Annotated in this window: 12 protein-coding genes; 3 read left to right on the top strand and 9 right to left on the bottom strand. The window is 68.4% G+C overall.

The genetic code is table 11. The annotated features are described in order from the left end of the window. Positions 1-249 precede the first annotated feature (249 nt). Positions 250-1,569, bottom strand: coding sequence for an LLM class flavin-dependent oxidoreductase (locus EOD42_RS07930; protein ID WP_127786955.1), 1,320 nt, complete (start codon positions 1,567-1,569; stop codon positions 250-252). A 153-nt stretch (positions 1,570-1,722) separates the two neighbouring features. Between EOD42_RS07930 and EOD42_RS07925 the strand changes: the two genes are divergently transcribed. Continuing rightward, entirely contained in the window at positions 1,723-2,382 is a 660-nt protein-coding gene (locus EOD42_RS07925; protein WP_127786954.1) for a peroxiredoxin, read from the top strand. Positions 2,383-2,407: 25 nt separating this feature from the next. On the opposite strand, the gene mgtA is transcribed toward EOD42_RS07925, so the two are convergent. The 7 genes from mgtA to EOD42_RS07890 all read right to left on the bottom strand — a co-directional run bounded on the left by mgtA (position 2,408) and on the right by EOD42_RS07890 (position 10,661). Further along, a complete protein-coding gene (gene mgtA / locus EOD42_RS07920; protein ID WP_127786953.1) occupies positions 2,408-4,894 on the bottom strand; it encodes a magnesium-translocating P-type ATPase in 2,487 nt (828 codons plus the stop codon). Positions 4,895-4,934: 40 nt separating this feature from the next. Beyond that, complete coding sequence (locus EOD42_RS07915) at positions 4,935-6,014, bottom strand: ABC transporter ATP-binding protein (RefSeq protein ID WP_127786952.1); 1,080 nt, start codon at positions 6,012-6,014, stop codon at positions 4,935-4,937. Then, positions 6,001-6,795, bottom strand: a complete 795-nt coding sequence (locus EOD42_RS07910) for an ABC transporter permease (RefSeq protein WP_206020291.1) — start codon at positions 6,793-6,795, stop codon at positions 6,001-6,003. Before EOD42_RS07910 ends, EOD42_RS07915 begins: the two co-directional genes overlap by 14 nt. After that, positions 6,792-7,640 (bottom strand): ABC transporter permease, encoded by an 849-nt coding sequence (locus EOD42_RS07905; protein WP_206020290.1) that lies wholly within the window; start codon positions 7,638-7,640, stop codon positions 6,792-6,794. The genes EOD42_RS07910 and EOD42_RS07905 overlap by 4 nt, the downstream gene beginning before the upstream one ends. Positions 7,641-7,646: 6 nt before the next feature. After that, positions 7,647-8,687, bottom strand: a complete 1,041-nt coding sequence (locus EOD42_RS07900; protein WP_206020289.1) for an ABC transporter substrate-binding protein — start codon at positions 8,685-8,687, stop codon at positions 7,647-7,649. Positions 8,688-8,784: 97 nt separating this feature from the next. Continuing rightward, positions 8,785-9,195 carry a RidA family protein gene (locus EOD42_RS07895; RefSeq protein WP_127786951.1) on the bottom strand — a complete coding sequence of 137 codons (411 nt, stop codon included), beginning with the start codon at positions 9,193-9,195 and terminating at the stop codon, positions 8,785-8,787. Further along, positions 9,195-10,661: a 4-hydroxyphenylacetate 3-hydroxylase family protein gene (locus EOD42_RS07890; protein WP_127786950.1), complete on the bottom strand. Its 1,467-nt coding sequence runs from the start codon at positions 10,659-10,661 to the stop codon at positions 9,195-9,197. The genes EOD42_RS07895 and EOD42_RS07890 overlap by 1 nt, the downstream gene beginning before the upstream one ends. A 94-nt stretch (positions 10,662-10,755) precedes the next feature. On the opposite strand from EOD42_RS07890, the gene EOD42_RS07885 reads away from it, so the two are divergent. Then, positions 10,756-11,715, top strand: coding sequence for a LysR family transcriptional regulator (locus tag EOD42_RS07885; protein ID WP_127786949.1), 960 nt, complete (start codon positions 10,756-10,758; stop codon positions 11,713-11,715). Between the two features lie 45 nt (positions 11,716-11,760). Continuing rightward, complete coding sequence (locus EOD42_RS07880; protein WP_127786948.1) at positions 11,761-12,981, top strand: ABC transporter substrate-binding protein; 1,221 nt, start codon at positions 11,761-11,763, stop codon at positions 12,979-12,981. A 124-nt stretch (positions 12,982-13,105) separates the two neighbouring features. Here EOD42_RS07880 and EOD42_RS07875 read toward each other — a convergent pair whose 3' ends face one another. Next, on the bottom strand, positions 13,106-14,662 hold the full coding sequence (locus tag EOD42_RS07875; RefSeq protein WP_127786947.1) for an ABC transporter substrate-binding protein: 1,557 nt from the start codon (positions 14,660-14,662) through the stop codon (positions 13,106-13,108). Positions 14,663-14,683: the final 21 nt, after the last annotated feature.

The raw sequence follows: 14,683 nt of genomic DNA, 5'->3' as shown, positions 1-14,683 counted from the left end.
GGCTTTGCCCCCGACCCCACCAAAGGGCTCCGCCCTCTGGACACCCGCCAAGGGTCGTAGCGACCCTTGGAACCCATCAGCTATCTGAAAGTTTGAGGAAGGGGCTCAGAACGCCCGCCGCTTCCAAGCGCGCCTACAGCCCCTTCCTCAAACTTTCAGCTCCCGGTTTCCAAAGGCCTTTCGGCCTTTGGTGGGGGTGCCGGGGGCAAAGCCCCTGGCTGGGGTCCGGGGCAAGGCCCCGGCCCACCTTCACCCCTCGAAGAACCGGTTCTTCGGCCGTTCCAGGCCCAGGTTCTCGCGCAGGGTCGTGCCTTCGTAGGCGGTGCGGAACAGGCCGCGCTTCTGCAGTTCCGGCACCACGGATTCGACGAAGCGTTCGAACTGGGTGGGGAAGAAGGGCGGCATGATGTTGAAGCCGTCCGCGGCGCCGGCCTCGAACCATTCCTGCATCGTATCCGCGATCTGGGCGGGCGTGCCCCAGACGATGCGGTGCCCGCGCGCGCCGGCGACCAGGTTGGAGAGCTGGCGCAGGGTCATGTTGTCGCGGCGCGCCATCTGGGTCAGCAGCTTGGCGCGGGATTGCAGGGCCTGGGATTCCGGCAGGTCGGGCAGCGGCTCGTCGAGGTTGTAGCCCGACAGCTCATGGCCGATGCGGTCCGACAGCAGGCGCAGGGCGGCGACGGGGTCGATGCCGGATTGCAGCTTCTCGAACTCGGCGCGGGCCTCGGATTCGGTCGCGCCGACCACGGGGCAGAAGCCCGGCATGACGTGCAGCGTGTGGCGCGCCCTGCCTTCCTCGGCCATCAGCCGGGACAGGCTGTCGCAGAAGGCTTTCGACTCCTCCAGGCTCTGCTGGGCGGTAAAGACGGCGTCTGCGGTGCGGGCCGCCAGCTTCTGGCCGGGCAGCGAGGAGCCGGCCTGGATGATGATGGGGTGGCCCTGCGGCGGGCGCGATGAGTTCAGCGGGCCTTTGACCGAGAAGTACTTGCCCTTGTGGTCGAGGGTGTGGATGCGGTCGCCGCGCACATAGACGCCGCTTTCCTTGTCCTTCGGGAAGGCGTCGTCGGCGAAGCTGTCCCACAGCCCCTTCACCGTATCCAGGAACTCCTCGGCGATGGCGTATCGCTCATCGTGGCTCGGGTGTTCGCCGCGGGTGAAATTGGCGGCCGAGCGCGCATAGGAGGTGGTGACGGCATTCCAGGCCGCGCGGCCGCCCGAAAGGTGGTCCACCGAGGCGAAGGCGCGCGCCACGTGATAGGGCTCGCCATAGGTGGTGCTGGCGGTGGCGGCCAGGCCCAGGTGCTTGGTCGACATGGCCAACGCCGAGAGCAGCGCGATCGGCTCGATGCGCACCACGAAGCTGGGGTGCATGTCGGCCGCCGAGGCCAGGCCGTCGGCCAGGAACAGCATGTCGAACAGGCCCTGCTCGGCCGTGTTCGCGATGCGCTGGATCAGCCCCAGATTCTCGCCGCCGAATTCCGCCTGAGGATGACGCCAGCCCGACACATGGTGCCCCGCCCCCTGCATGAAGAGGCCGAGACGAATCTGGCGCGGTTTGTCTGCCGGCATGCCGTGTTCCTTTTCCCTGAAGCCCAGGGTTACGCCGCCCCGGTGGTACGGACAAGTGGGGCGCTCATTGCGCTTCCGTAAAGCGTCACTACCTGGGCGCGAGCGAGCTATGCTGTGATACGCGCAACGACAACCGATGAGAGGAAGCGGGCGATGTCTCTGCGGATCAATTCCGAGGCGCCTAACTTCAAGGCGCAGACCACCGAGGGCGTGATCGATTTCCATGAATGGATCGGCGATTCCTGGGCCATCCTGTTCTCCCACCCCAAGGACTTCACGCCGGTCTGCACGACCGAGCTGGGCTACATGGCCAAGCTGAAGCCCGAATTCGACAAGCGGAACACCAAGGTCATCGGCCTGAGCGTGGACCCCGTGACCAACCATGCGAAATGGGCCGAGGACATCGAGGCCACCCAGGGCACCCACCCCAACTTCCCGATGATCGGCGACACGGACCTGAACGTGTCCAAGCTGTACAACATGCTGCCCGAGAGCCTGGACGGCGGGTCCGACGGCCGCACGGCCGCTGACAACGCCACGGTGCGCACCGTGTTCATCGTGGGCCCCGACAAGCGCATCAAGCTGATGATCAGCTATCCGATGACCACCGGGCGCAACTTCGACGAGATCCTGCGCGTGCTTGATTCGATGCAGTTGACCGCGAAGCACAAGGTGGCGACGCCGGTGAACTGGCAGGACGGGGACAAGGTGATCATCGCCGGCAGCGTCTCGGATGACGAAGCCAGGAAGATCTACCCCAATGGCTGGGACGCGCCGCGCCCCTATCTGCGGATCGTGCCGCAGCCCAAGTAGGGCGCGGCGGCGGCGTTGCCCGGCCTCACCGCCTGGGCAACGCCACGCGCTTCAGCAATTCGGCGGCGGCCAGGTACAGCACCACCAGCAGCCCGATCGCCCCCAGCAGCGCGCCCGGCAGCGGCGCGAAGCCCAGCACCGGCGCCAGCGGCCCCAGCGCCAGGAAGACCGCCACCGCCAGCGCGGCCAGCGACGTGCCGGCCAGCACCGGGTGCGGCCAATGCCGCCAGAACGGCCCCGCGCTGCGGATCAGGAAGATCACCAGGATCTGGGTCGCCATGCTTTCCAGGAACCAGGCGGTGCGGAACACCTCCGGCCCCGCCTGGAACACCCAGACCAGCAGCGCGAAGGTCGCCATGTCGAAGGCCGAGGACAGCGCGCCCATGACCAGGGTGAAGCGCAGCAGCGGCGCCATCTGCCAGCCATGCGGGCGCGCGGTCGTCGCCTCGTCCACCGTGTCGAAGGGGATGCCCGTCTCGGAGAAGTCATAGAGCAGGTTGTTCAGCAGCACCTGCACCGGCGTCAGCGGCAGGAAGGGAATGGCGATGGAGGCCAGCGCCATGGACAGCATGTTCCCGAAATTGGAACTGGTGCCCATGCGGATGTACTTCATGATGTTGCCGTAGGTCCGCCGCCCCTCCATCAGCCCGTCCGCCAGCACGCCGAGGTCGGGCTGCAGCAGGATCAGGTCCGCCGCGGCCTGGGCCACATCGGTGGCCCCCTGCACGGAAATGCCGGCATCGGCGGCATGGATGGCGGGCGCGTCGTTGATGCCGTCGCCCATGAAGCCCACCGTGGCCCCGTGCTTCTGCAGGGCGCGGATGATGCGCAGCTTGCCCTCGGGCGAGATGCGGGCGAACAGGTCCACCTGCAGCACCAGCCGCGCCAGGGTGGCGCTGGGCATGCCCTCCATCTCGGGCCCGGTCAGCACCCGCAGCCGCTTCATGCCGAGCGTGCGCGCCAGATGCGCCACCACCGGCGCCGCGTCGCCCGAGATGACCTTCACCCGCACCCCGGCCTCCGTCAGGCGGCGGATCGCCTCGCCGGCCGAGGGCTTGGGCGGGTCCTCGAACAGGCAGAAGCCCACCAGGCACAGGCCCTGCTCGTCCTCACGCGCGGCGGCGGTGCCGCCGAAGGGGCGGACGGCCACGGCCAGCATGCGCAGCCCTGCCCCGGCCTTCTCCTCCTCCAGCGCCGCGATGCGGGCGCGCATCGCGTCATCCAGCGGGCGGGGGCCGTCCGGCGTCTCGACACTGGCGCAGCGGGAGAGCACGGCCTCCGGCCCGCCCTTGGTGATCAGCAGGCGTTCCTCGCCCTGCCCCGCCAGGACCGAGGCGCAGCGGCGCTCGAAATCGAAGGGCACCTCGTCCATCCGCTGCCACGCCCCTGCCCCGCCGCCCGCCAGGATGGCGGCATCGAGCGGACCTGGCACGCCGGCCGCGAGCCCCGCATTGGCGCGCGCCATCTCGAGCACCCGCGCGCTGTCCGCGCCCGAGACATCGGGCGTGCCCGCCAGGGTGATCCGCGCCTCGGTCAGCGTGCCGGTCTTGTCGGTGCACAGCACGTTCATGGCGCCCAGGTCGTGAATGGCGGCCAGCCGCTTCACCACCACCTGGCGCGCCGCCATCCGCGCCGCCCCGCGCGAAAGCGTGACGGTCATGACCATGGGCAGCAGCTCCGGCGTCAGCCCCACCGCCAGCGCCACCGCGAACAGGAAGGATTCGAGCGGCGGGCGCGCGAAGACCAGATGCGCCAGCAGCACGAACAGCACCAGGAAGGTCGTGAGCCTGACGATCAGCACGCCCAGCCGCCGCACCCCGATCTGGAAGGCAGTGGGCGGGGCCTCGGCCTCCAGCGCGGCGGAGATGGCGCCGAAACGCGTGCGCGGGCCGGTCAGCACCGCGACCATGCTGGCGGAGCCGCTGACGAAGGCGGTGCCGGCATAGAGCGCGCCCTCCTCCGCCGCATCCGCGCGCTTCTTCTCCACCGGATACACCTCGCCGGTCAGCAGCGCCTCGTTCACATGCGCATCGCGTGCCGCGAGGAGCAGCCCGTCGGCCGGCACCAGCTCCCCGGGCGAGAGCTCCAGCACATCGCCGGGCACCACCTGCTCGACCGGGATCTCGACCAGCGCGCCGTCGCGGCGCACGCGGGCCGACAGCGCCACCTGGCGGCGCAGCGCATCCGCCGTGGCCTCCGCGCGGCGCTCCTGCACCACGTCCAGCGTGACGGAGAGCGCGACGATGAGCGAGATGATGACGAAGCTCGCGACATCGCCGCTGATGCCGGCGATGGCCCCCGCGATCAGCAGGATCAGCACCAGGGGCTCGATCAGCCGCCGCCCGATGCGGGCCAGCAGGCGGCGGCCGGGCGGGGGTGCCGCCAGGTTGGGCCCGTAGCGGCCGAGGCGGGCCTTGGCCTCGGCACCGGTCAGGCCGGCATCGGAAGCATCGAGCGACTGGAGGGTGGAGGAGAGCGGCTGGTGCCAGAATGGGGAGTCGGGAGCTGCCATGGCGGCAGCCTAGACCCGATTTCGTTTCGGTTGCGAGAAGTCAGCCGGTGGGAAAGGCCACCGGCTCCGCCCCCGCGAACCCCATGCGGATGGGCGCGCCGACGCCCCAGCGCTCCAGCGCGGCCAGGCCCGGCACGCGCAGCAGCACGCGGCCGGCGCCGGGGGTTTCGACCAGCAGTTCCGCCCTGTCACCCAGATAGGCGCGGCTGACGACGGTGCCCTCCAGCGCCTCCCCGCCCTCGGCGGGGTGCAGGTGTTCGGGGCGCAGGAAGACGTCGATATCGGCGCCCGGTGCCACGCCCTCCAGCGGCGCGGCGGGCACCGAGAAGGTAACGCCCGCGGCCGAGACGCCCGCCTTGCCACCCTGCATGCCCAGCAGGCGGCCGCGCAGCACCGTGGCATCGCCGATGAAGCCCGCGACGAAGCGGTGCGCCGGGCGGCGATACACGGCCTCCGGCGTGTCGAGCTGCAGGATGCGCCCCTCGGACATCACGGCGATGCGGTCCGACATGGACATCGCCTCGCCCTGGTCATGGGTGACGAAGATGGTGGTGACGCCGAGCTTCAGCTGGATCTCCTTCAGCTCGAACTGCATCTCCATCCGCAGGTTGCGGTCGAGTGCCGAGAAGGGTTCGTCCAGCAGCAGCAGGCTGGGGCGGATGACCAGCGCGCGGGCGAGGGCCACGCGCTGCTGCTGCCCGCCCGAGAGCTGGCGCGGCTTGCGGTCGGCCAGCGCCGAGAGCCGCACCATGGCCAGGGCCTCGGCCACGCGGGCGGCTTCCTCGGCGCGGGAAACCCCGCGCGCGCGCAGCCCGTAGCCCACGTTCTTCGCCACATCCATGTGCGGGAACAGCGCATAGGACTGGAAGACGATGCCGATGTCGCGCTCCCACACCGGGGTCTGCGTCACCAGCTTGCCGCCGATGAAGATCTCGCCGGCATCGGCTTCCAGGAACCCCGCGATCAGGTTCAGCAGCGTCGTCTTGCCGCAGCCCGAGGGGCCGAGCAGCGTCACGAACTCGCCGGGCTGCACGCGCAGCCAGGCCTCATGCAGGGCGGTGAAGGCGCCGAACTTCTTGCCCACGCCGTCTAGCCGGAGAACATCGTCAATGCCGGACATCTTCGGTCCCGAGAATGCGGCCGAGGCCGAGGAAACGATTGGCCACGGTGAGCAGCACCGTGGTCAGCAGGATGTAGAGCGCCGAGAGCGCGGCCATGGAGGGGTCCGCGTATTCGCGCACATAGTTGTACATGGCGACCGGCAGCGTCTGGGTGCGCTGGACGGTGACGAACAGGGAGGCCGTGAATTCGTTGAAGGACAGGATGGCGGCGAATATCCAGCCGCCGGCCAGGCCCGGCGCCAGCCCCGGCAGCGTGACCGTCAGCAGCACGCGCCACGGCTTCGCCCCCAGCGACAGCGCGGCTGCCTCCAGCCGCGGGTCCATGTTCTTCAGCGAGACATAGAGGCTGCGCAGCACGAAGGGCAGCACCAGCACCACATGGCACGCCACCACCACCGACCAGCCCCGCGCCATGCCGACCTGATAGGCCACGATCAGCGCGCCGAGGCCGATGGTGAAATGCGGGATGGCGAGGGGGGCCAGCAGGATGGCTTCGAGCACGCGCTTGCCCGCGAAATCATAACGGTCGATCGCATAGGCCACGGCACTGCCGACGATGATGGCGATGCTGGACGCGATCGCCGCCACATGCAGGCTGTTGACGAAGCCGATCTGGAAATCCTCATAGGTCAGCGCGCGGACGAACCAGCGCCAGGTGAAGCCCACGGGCGGAAAGGCGATCAGCGCGCGGGTGTCGAAGGCGGCGATGCAGGCGACGACGGCCGGCATCAGCACGAAGGCCAGCAGCAGCACCACCAGCAGGCGGAAGGCGGTGGTCACTTCGCACCCATCCTTTCCAGCGGCCTCAGCATCAGGCGGAACACGGCGAGCGACACCGCGGTCAGCAGCAGGCCCGCGATGGACAGCGCCGCCGCGAAGGGGAAGTTGAAGCTGGAGAAGCCCAGCGAATAGACGAGGTTGGAGACCATGTTCACCCGCCCGCCGCCGATGATCTGCGGCGTGGCGAAGGCCGAGAAGGTCCAGGCGAAGCCCGTGGTCAGCGCGGCCACGATGCCCGGCATGGACAGCGGCAGGGTGACCGTCAGGAACACGCGGAACGGCTTCGCCCCCAGCGCCACGGCCGCCTTCTCCAGGTCCCGGTCGATATGGCTGATGGCGGCCGACAACATGATGACCACGACCGGCAGCGTGACGTGCACCAGGCCCATGATGACGCCGCCCGTGGTGAACATCAGCGTCACCGGCTGGTCGATGATGCCCAGCCACAGCAGCGCGCCGTTGATGAAGCCCCGGTTGCCGAGGACGATCAGCCAGGCATAGGTGCGCACCACCTCACCCAGGAACAGCGGCGTGACGGAGATGATGAGGATGGCCGATTTGATATAGGGGTTCCGCGCCCGGACCATGGCCAGCGCCAGCGGATAGCCCGCCAGCAGGGCCAGCACGGCGGTCAGGAAGCACAGGCGCACGGTATCGAAGAACACGCCGGCATAGAGCGGCTTCAGCATCTCCTGGAAGTTGCGGAGGGTGAAGCCGCCGGGGTTCAGCTCACCCGGGATATGGGCGAGCACGGCGTATTGCAGGATGGCCGCCATCGCCAGCAGGAAGCCCGCCGCGACCAGCGCGGCGGGGGAGACGAACAGGCGAAGGAACGGGCGCGTCACCTGGGATCAGCGCGCGATGATGTTTTCCTGGAACCAGCGGCGCCACTCATTGGTCTTCTCGGCGCGCAGGCGGTGGTCGATGATCAGCGCCTGGGTGCGCCACTGCTCGGGCGTGGTGAACACGCCGGGCAGCGCCGCCACGGCCGGGTCGAGCCGCGCGTTGGTGACGGTGGGCGAGCCCTTCTTGTCATTGGCGATCGCGGCCTGCACCTCGGGGTCCAGGCAGGTGTTGATGAACTTGTAGGCCAGCTCCTGACGGCGGCTGCCCTTCATGATCGCGACGGTATCGACACCCAGCACCCCGCCTTCCTGCGGGATGGACAGGCGCACGTTCATGCCCTGGTTCACCAGGTAATGCGCATTCATCGACAGGATGACCTGCACCGGCGTCTCGCCGCTGGCCAGCAGCTGCTGGCCGTTGGCGTCGTTGGTGTAGAAGGCCTTGAAATTGGGCTTCAGCGCGCGGAGCTTGTCCTGCCCGCGCTCCCAGGTCGCGGCATCGGCGCCCGCCAGCTTGGCGGCCACCGCGATCAGGTGGGACGGGTCCCAATCGGGGGCGGCCAGCTTCTCACGCATCGCGGGCGCCCACAGGTCGTTCCAGGAGGTGAAGTTCACCCCCGGCAGCAGGTCCGGCCGATAGCCGATGGTGTAGACATAGGCCCAGGTGCCGATATGGCCCGGGCTGATCTTGGCCTGCTCGACCAGGTTCGCGGCATTGGGGATGCGCGACATGTCCAGCGTCTCGAACAGGTCGTCGGACTGGTACAGCCAGCCGACATGAGAGGTGGTGAAGGTGAGGTCGCTCTCGGGGCTGCCCTTCGCCAGCTTGGCGCGGTTCAGCCGGTCGATGGTGCCGCCGGTCTGGAACTCGACCGTGGCGCCGGTCTCACGCGTGAACTTCGCGGCGATGGCGGCCTGCACCATGTCGCGCCAGGAGCCGCCCCAGATGGAGACGGAGATGCGCCCAGCCTGGGCGTTGGCGATGTGCGGCATCGCGAGAGCCGCCACGGGCAGCAGCGCGGCGCGCCGCCGGGTGAACTCGACCATTCTGAGCCTCCTTCGTTCCGACAATGAGATTAAATAGATTCGATCCTCACTCAATAGGAAAATTTGAGCCAGGATGAATAATCCTGGCTCAAGCGGATCAGGCCGGGATCTCGGCGATGATGTCGATCTCCATCATGTATTCGGGCTTCGCGAGCCCGTTCACGATGATGCCAGTGCTGACCGGGTAGACGCCCTTCAGCCAGCGGCCGATGGTCTGATAGACCGGCTCGCGATAGGCGCGGTCGGTGATGTAGATCACGATCTTCACGATGTGCGACAGCTCCGACCCTGCCTCCTTCAGCAGGATCTCGGCGCAGCGCATGGCGTTGTCGGCCTGGGCGGCCGGGTCGCCGATGCCCACCAGCTTGCCGTCCAGGTCCATCATGGTCTGGCCGCGCAGATAGACCGTGTTGCCCGCACGCACGGCCATGCACACGTCGTTGTCGAGCTTCTGCTCGGGGTAGGCGTCCTTCGTGTTGAAGGCGCGGATGCGGGTGTGCGTGACCATCAGTGCTTATCCTTGTTGGCAGCGGCGCCCAGGATGCGTTCCGACATGCCGGCGCTGCGGCGGACGAAATCCAGTGGGCCAGAGAAGTCGAAGCTTTTGTAGACGGCTTGAAGGTGATTGAAATGCGGTGCCTGCGCGAACTGCACGAAAGCGAGGCGGTGGCCGGCATAGTCGCTGTTCAGAAGGTCACGCGCGAAGGCGAGCAGCTTGCGCCGGTCCTCCGCGCCCCACTCCTTGTTCAGCGTGTAGAACTTGTCGAGCCAGGGTGCCGCGCCGCCGCGGAACTGCGCGAGCTCCGGCGTCACGCAGATCTGCCCGCCCATCAGCTCGCGGGCCGCGTGCATCATGGCGGGCAGCTGGCTGCAGGCCAGCACGCGCCCGGCATAGAGGATGGACTGGTTGGGCATCAGCAGCCCGGCGGGCGATACCTCGGCCAGCGCGATGGAGGCCGTGAGATGGGCGCGGATGCCCTCCCGGTACACGGCCAGGTCGGCCAGCTTCTCCTGCACCGATTGCAGCTTCTCGAGGCCGGTCTGCTTCGCGTTCCACATCGCGGCCCCGATCATCATGTCGGCGACGTAGAGAATGCGCAGCACATAGGGAAAGGCGCTGTAGCGGTGCAGGGTGGCGCGCACCTGCTGGGCCGCGCGGGTGTGGCGGTAGAAGAACACGTCCTCCCACGGGATCAGCACGTCGTCGAACACCACCAGCGCCTCAACCTCGTCGAAGCGGGAGGCGAGCGGGATGTCCTCGGCGGGGGCGCGGTTGGCATAGGGCATGCGGCAGATGTGGCGCACGCCGGGCGCGCCCATCTTCACGATGCAGCCGACCGCGTGCGGGCTCTCGGCCTCATTGGTCCAGGCGCCGACGGTGGGCTTCAGATAGGCCTGGTCGGCATAGGCCGCGGCCGTTTCGAACTTGGCCCCGCGGATGATGATGCCGGCATCGGTCTCCTTCACCACGCGGATCATCATGTCCGGGTCACGCTCACCGGGGGGCAGGCTGCGGTCGCCCTTGGGGTCGGTGTTGGCCGAGACATGGAAGGGGTCGAGCTCGACCACGCGGCGGATGTGGTTGTCGATGTTGTCGGCGAAACGCGGGTCGATCTCGGCCAGGATGTCGCGGCCATCCTGCAGGGACCACATCTCGCCCACCGTCTCGTCGCCCAGCCGCGTGGCCACGCCACCGATGTCGTTCAGCAGCAGGTCCACGGCATGCCACTTGCGCTGCCAATCCTCCTTGGTGCGGGGCGGCTGCTGGTAGACGCTGTGGCGGGCGCTGCCTTCGGTATAGGTCAGCGCGTCCTGGAACTTCGCGTCATGCGCCATGTCGTACATGCGCGCCTTGACGTCGATGATGGGCTTGAAGGCGGGGTGGGCGGTGACGTCGCGGACGCGTTCGCCCTCGACCCAGACCTCACGGCCGTCGCGGATGCCCTCTCGGTATTGGGCGCCGGTGCGGATCATGGGGTGCTCCTGAAATCAGTGTGGCCGGCAGGATTGCAGAGCCATTACGCATCGGGGAAATATTGTTTTCCGGTCTTTTGCATAGGAAATGCCGATGCAACCCTCGCTGCGCGCCCTGCGCTACCTGGTGGCGGTGGCCGACACGCAGTCCCTCACCGGGGCGGCGAAGCGGCTGAACGTCTCGCAGCCTTCGATCTCCGAGGCGGTGGCGGCGCTGGAGCGCGAGATGGGCATCGCCCTGTTCCTGCGCCGCCACGCGCGCGGCGTGACGCTGACCCCCGCCGGCACCCGCGTGGTGGCCGAGGCCCGGCTGCTGCTGCGCCATGCGGAGGACTTCATGCATTCCGCGACCTCGCTGGGCGAGGAACTGGCCGGCGAGGTTTCCATGGGCTGCTTCCTGACCATCGCGCCGCGTTATCTGCCGGCCATCCTGGGCGGCTTCGGCCAGGGTGCGCCGCGCGTCTCGATCCGGGTGGAGGAAGGCGACCATGACGAGGTGCTGGCCGCCCTGGAAGCCGGCCGCACCGAGATCGCGCTGACCTATGATTTCGGCCTGCCTGACGGGCTGGTGGTCACGCCCGTGGCCATGCTGGCGCCCGTGGTGGTGCTGCCGCTGCGCCACCGCCTGGCGCGGCGCGGCAGCCTCGGCCTGGAGGAGCTGATCGACGAGCCCTACCTGCTGCTCGACCTGCCGCATTCGCGCGACTATTTCCACGGCCTGTTCCGTGCCTGCGGGCTGACGCCGCGCATCGGCTTTCGCAGCCGCAGCCAGGAGTTGCTGCGCGGGCTGGTGGGCAATGGCCTCGGCTGGACCATCCAGAACGTGCAGCCCGAAACCCCCTATGCGATCGACGGCAGCCGCATCACCTCCGTGCCGCTGAACCGGCGGCTGGAACCCACGCGGCTGGTGCTGGCCGCGGCCCCGGGCCCCGCGTCGCGCCCCGCCGTGAAGGCGCTGGCGCGCTTCGTGCGGGTGGCCTTCGGCGATGGCGGCATCTTCGACCCGCGCCGCGTGCCGGAACGCGCTGGCCAGGCCCCGCCAAACCCGCAATGATGCGGCATCGCCCCATCAAGAGGGCCCATTGGAGAGGAACCGACCATGCTTCCCATCAATCGCCGCCTGCTGACGGGCGGCCTGGCCTCGGCCGCCATCTGGCCTGCCTCCAGGGCGCTCGCCAATGCCTCGGACAATGTGGTGAAGATCGGCGTGCTGGACGACATGTCCGGCCCCTTTGCCGACCAGCAGGGCATGGGTGATGTCGTCGCCGCCCGCATGGCCATCGAGGATTTCGGCGGCCGCGTGCTGAACGCCCCCATCGAGCTGGTCTACGGCGATCTGCAGAACCGCCCGGACATCGGCATGGCCATCGCCCGCCGCTGGTACGACCAGGAAAAGGTCGACGCCATCTTCGGCATCGGCAATTCCGCCGTGGCGCTCGCCGTGCAGCAGCTGACGCGCGAGAAGGGCAAGATCAACGTCTCGATCGCCGCCGGCACCACGGAACTGACCGGCCGCGCCTGCACGCCGAACGGCCTGCACTGGACCTTCGACAACTACGCCCTCGCACGCGGCACCGTCTCGGCGATGATCGCGGAGGGCAAGCGGAAGTGGTACTTCATCACCTCCGACTACGCCTTCGGCCATTCGCTGGAGGCCAATGGCGCGGCCGTGGTGCGCGCCCTGGGCGGCGAGGTCGTGGGGTCCAGCCGCGCGCCGCTGAATGAGGCCGATTTCTCCGCCCATCTGCTGCGCGCCGCTTCCTCGGGCGCGAATGCGGTGGGGCTTGCAGTGGCCGGCACCGACCTGATCAACGCCGTGAAGCAGATGGGCGAGTTCGGCCTGCTGCGCCGGGGCATCCAGCCCGCGGCCCTGCTGTGCCTGCTGACCAACATCAAGGCCATCGGCCTGGACACCGCCCAGGGCCTGCTGTTCACCGAGGCCTATTACTGGGACCAGAACGAGCAGACCCGCGCCTTCGCGCAGCGCTTCCAGCGCATCCATGGCCGCCCGCCCACCATGATGCAGGCCAGCATGTGGGGCGCCGTGACCCATTACCTCAACGCCATCCGCGACGCGGGCAGCGACGCGGCGGAACCCGTGATGGCCAAGATGCGGGCCACCCCCATCAACGACTTCATGACCCGCAACGGCCGCATCCGAGAGGACGGGCGCATCATCCGCGACATGTACCTGATGCGGGCCAAGGCGCCGTCGCAGTCGCGCGGGGAGTGGGATCTGCTGGAGGTGGTGAAGACCATTCCAGGCGACGAAGCGTTCCGGCCGGCGGCGGAGAGCGAGTGCCCGTTGTTGAGGACGTGAAGGCTTTCTTCTTTTTCTGAAGAAAAAGAAGCAAAAAGACTTTATGAGTTTAGGGGCACCCCGGCCGGTAGCGCGCCCCTAAACTCCCAAACGTTTTTTGGTTCTTTTTTCCAAAAAAGAACATTTATCTCCTCGGCCTCGTCCTGATCGCCAGCGTCGCCTCACCGATGCTCGGCTCATGCTCGATCCCCCGCCGCAGCGCCCAGATATTGTTGAGCTGCAGCAGCGGGATCACCGCCATGTTCTCGTAAACAAAGCGCGTGGCCTGGTGCCACACCGCCTCGCGCGCGCCGTCCTCCATGGTGGCACTTCCGCGTGAAACCATGGCGTCCAGTTCCGGGCTGGAGAAGCGGTTCCAGTTCGCGGCGCCGGTGCGGCGCTCGCGGTTGTAGGTGCTGACGATGTTGATCAGGAAGTTCGAGGATTCACCGCTGCTGCTGCCCCAGCTGGCCAGCCGGATGCCGAATTCCATGCGGGAATTGCGCGCGGCATAGGCCGGGAACGGCATGGCATCCACGGTGGCGCGGATGCCCACCCGCGTCAGCATCTGCGCGATGGCCTGGGCCTGGCGCGCGTCATTGGGCCAGCGGTCGTTGGGGGTGCCGATGCTGGCACGGAAACCGTCCGGATAGCCGGCCTCGGCCAGCAACTGGCGGGCGCGCTCGATGTCCTGGCGCGGCGCGGGCAGCGAGGGATCGAAGCCGAAGGCGCCCTCGGGCAGCCATTGCGCGGTGGGCACGGCGGTGCCGTCCATCACGCGCTCGGCCAGCTGGTCGCGGGCGATGGCCAGGCTGATGGCCTGGCGCACCCGCACGTCCCGCAAGGGGTTGGTGGGCAGCGGGTTGCCGGCATTGTCGGTGATGCCGGGGGCCGTGTCGCCGGCCAGGTTCGTGCCCAGATACATGGCGCGCGCCGAGGCCATTTCTGAGATCGCGAAACGCTGGTCGCGACGGATGCGCGGGATGTCGGCGGTGGGGACCTGCTCGATGATGTCCACGTCGCCGGCGAGCAGCGCCGCGGTGCGGCCGCCGTCATTGGCGAGAATGCGATAGGTCACGCGTTGCCAGGGCTGGGCCGGGCCCCACCAGGCGTCGTTGCGCACCATCTCCGCACGGTCGCCGGGGCGGAAGGATGTCAGGCGATAGGGGCCGGTGCCGATGGCCGCGCGCAGGCTGTTGAAATCCTCGGTGCCGGCATTCTGGGCCGCGTGGCGCGCGACGATGGACACCGATGACAGGTCCAGCGGCAGCAGCGGGTGGGGCGTGCGGGTATGGATGATGAGGCGATGCGGGTCGGCCACCTCGATACGCTCGATGGCCCGCACGAAGCCAGCGAAGCTGGCGGGCGAACCCTGCACCGTGGGCACGCGGGCGATGCTGAACACCACATCCTCGGCCGTGAAGGGCCGGCCGTCATGCCAGGTGACGTTGGGCCGCAGCGTGAACTCCCAGCTGGTATCCGTCAGCACCCGCCAGGAACTGGCAAGGCCCGGCGTGGCACGCGCATGGGCGTCGCGCTCCACCAGATGGTCGAAGATATGCGCTGTCAGCGCGTTGTTCGGCCCGGTGTTGTAGAATTGCGGATCGACGGTGGTGACGGGGGACGCCGCGCCGATGGCCAGGGTCTGCGCCCCGGCGGTGAGGGGCGCCAGCAACAGGGCGGCGAACAGACTCTTGCGCATCAGGTGCTCCCGTCTCGATGA

The organism is Rhodovarius crocodyli (assembly GCF_004005855.1).
GTDB classification, from domain to species: Bacteria; Pseudomonadota; Alphaproteobacteria; order Acetobacterales; family Acetobacteraceae; genus Rhodovarius; species Rhodovarius crocodyli.
Note: the sequence above shows the minus strand (reverse complement) of the source record. Positions and strands in the feature narration are given on the sequence as shown.

What these genes read in the sequence shown, in the direction of transcription:
- EOD42_RS07930 (WP_127786955.1), bottom strand. Translation starts at nt 1,569, where the DNA reads ATGCCGGCAGACAAACCGCGCCAGATTCGTCTCGGCCTCTTCATGCAG.
- EOD42_RS07925 (WP_127786954.1), top strand. Translation starts at nt 1,723, where the DNA reads ATGTCTCTGCGGATCAATTCCGAGGCGCCTAACTTCAAGGCGCAGACC.
- mgtA (WP_127786953.1), bottom strand. Translation starts at nt 4,894, where the DNA reads ATGGCAGCTCCCGACTCCCCATTCTGGCACCAGCCGCTCTCCTCCACC.
- EOD42_RS07915 (WP_127786952.1), bottom strand. Translation starts at nt 6,014, where the DNA reads ATGTCCGGCATTGACGATGTTCTCCGGCTAGACGGCGTGGGCAAGAAG.
- EOD42_RS07900 (WP_206020289.1), bottom strand. Translation starts at nt 8,687, where the DNA reads ATGGTCGAGTTCACCCGGCGGCGCGCCGCGCTGCTGCCCGTGGCGGCT.
- EOD42_RS07895 (WP_127786951.1), bottom strand. Translation starts at nt 9,195, where the DNA reads ATGGTCACGCACACCCGCATCCGCGCCTTCAACACGAAGGACGCCTAC.
- EOD42_RS07890 (WP_127786950.1), bottom strand. Translation starts at nt 10,661, where the DNA reads ATGATCCGCACCGGCGCCCAATACCGAGAGGGCATCCGCGACGGCCGT.
- EOD42_RS07885 (WP_127786949.1), top strand. Translation starts at nt 10,756, where the DNA reads ATGCAACCCTCGCTGCGCGCCCTGCGCTACCTGGTGGCGGTGGCCGAC.
- EOD42_RS07880 (WP_127786948.1), top strand. Translation starts at nt 11,761, where the DNA reads ATGCTTCCCATCAATCGCCGCCTGCTGACGGGCGGCCTGGCCTCGGCC.
- EOD42_RS07875 (WP_127786947.1), bottom strand. Translation starts at nt 14,662, where the DNA reads ATGCGCAAGAGTCTGTTCGCCGCCCTGTTGCTGGCGCCCCTCACCGCC.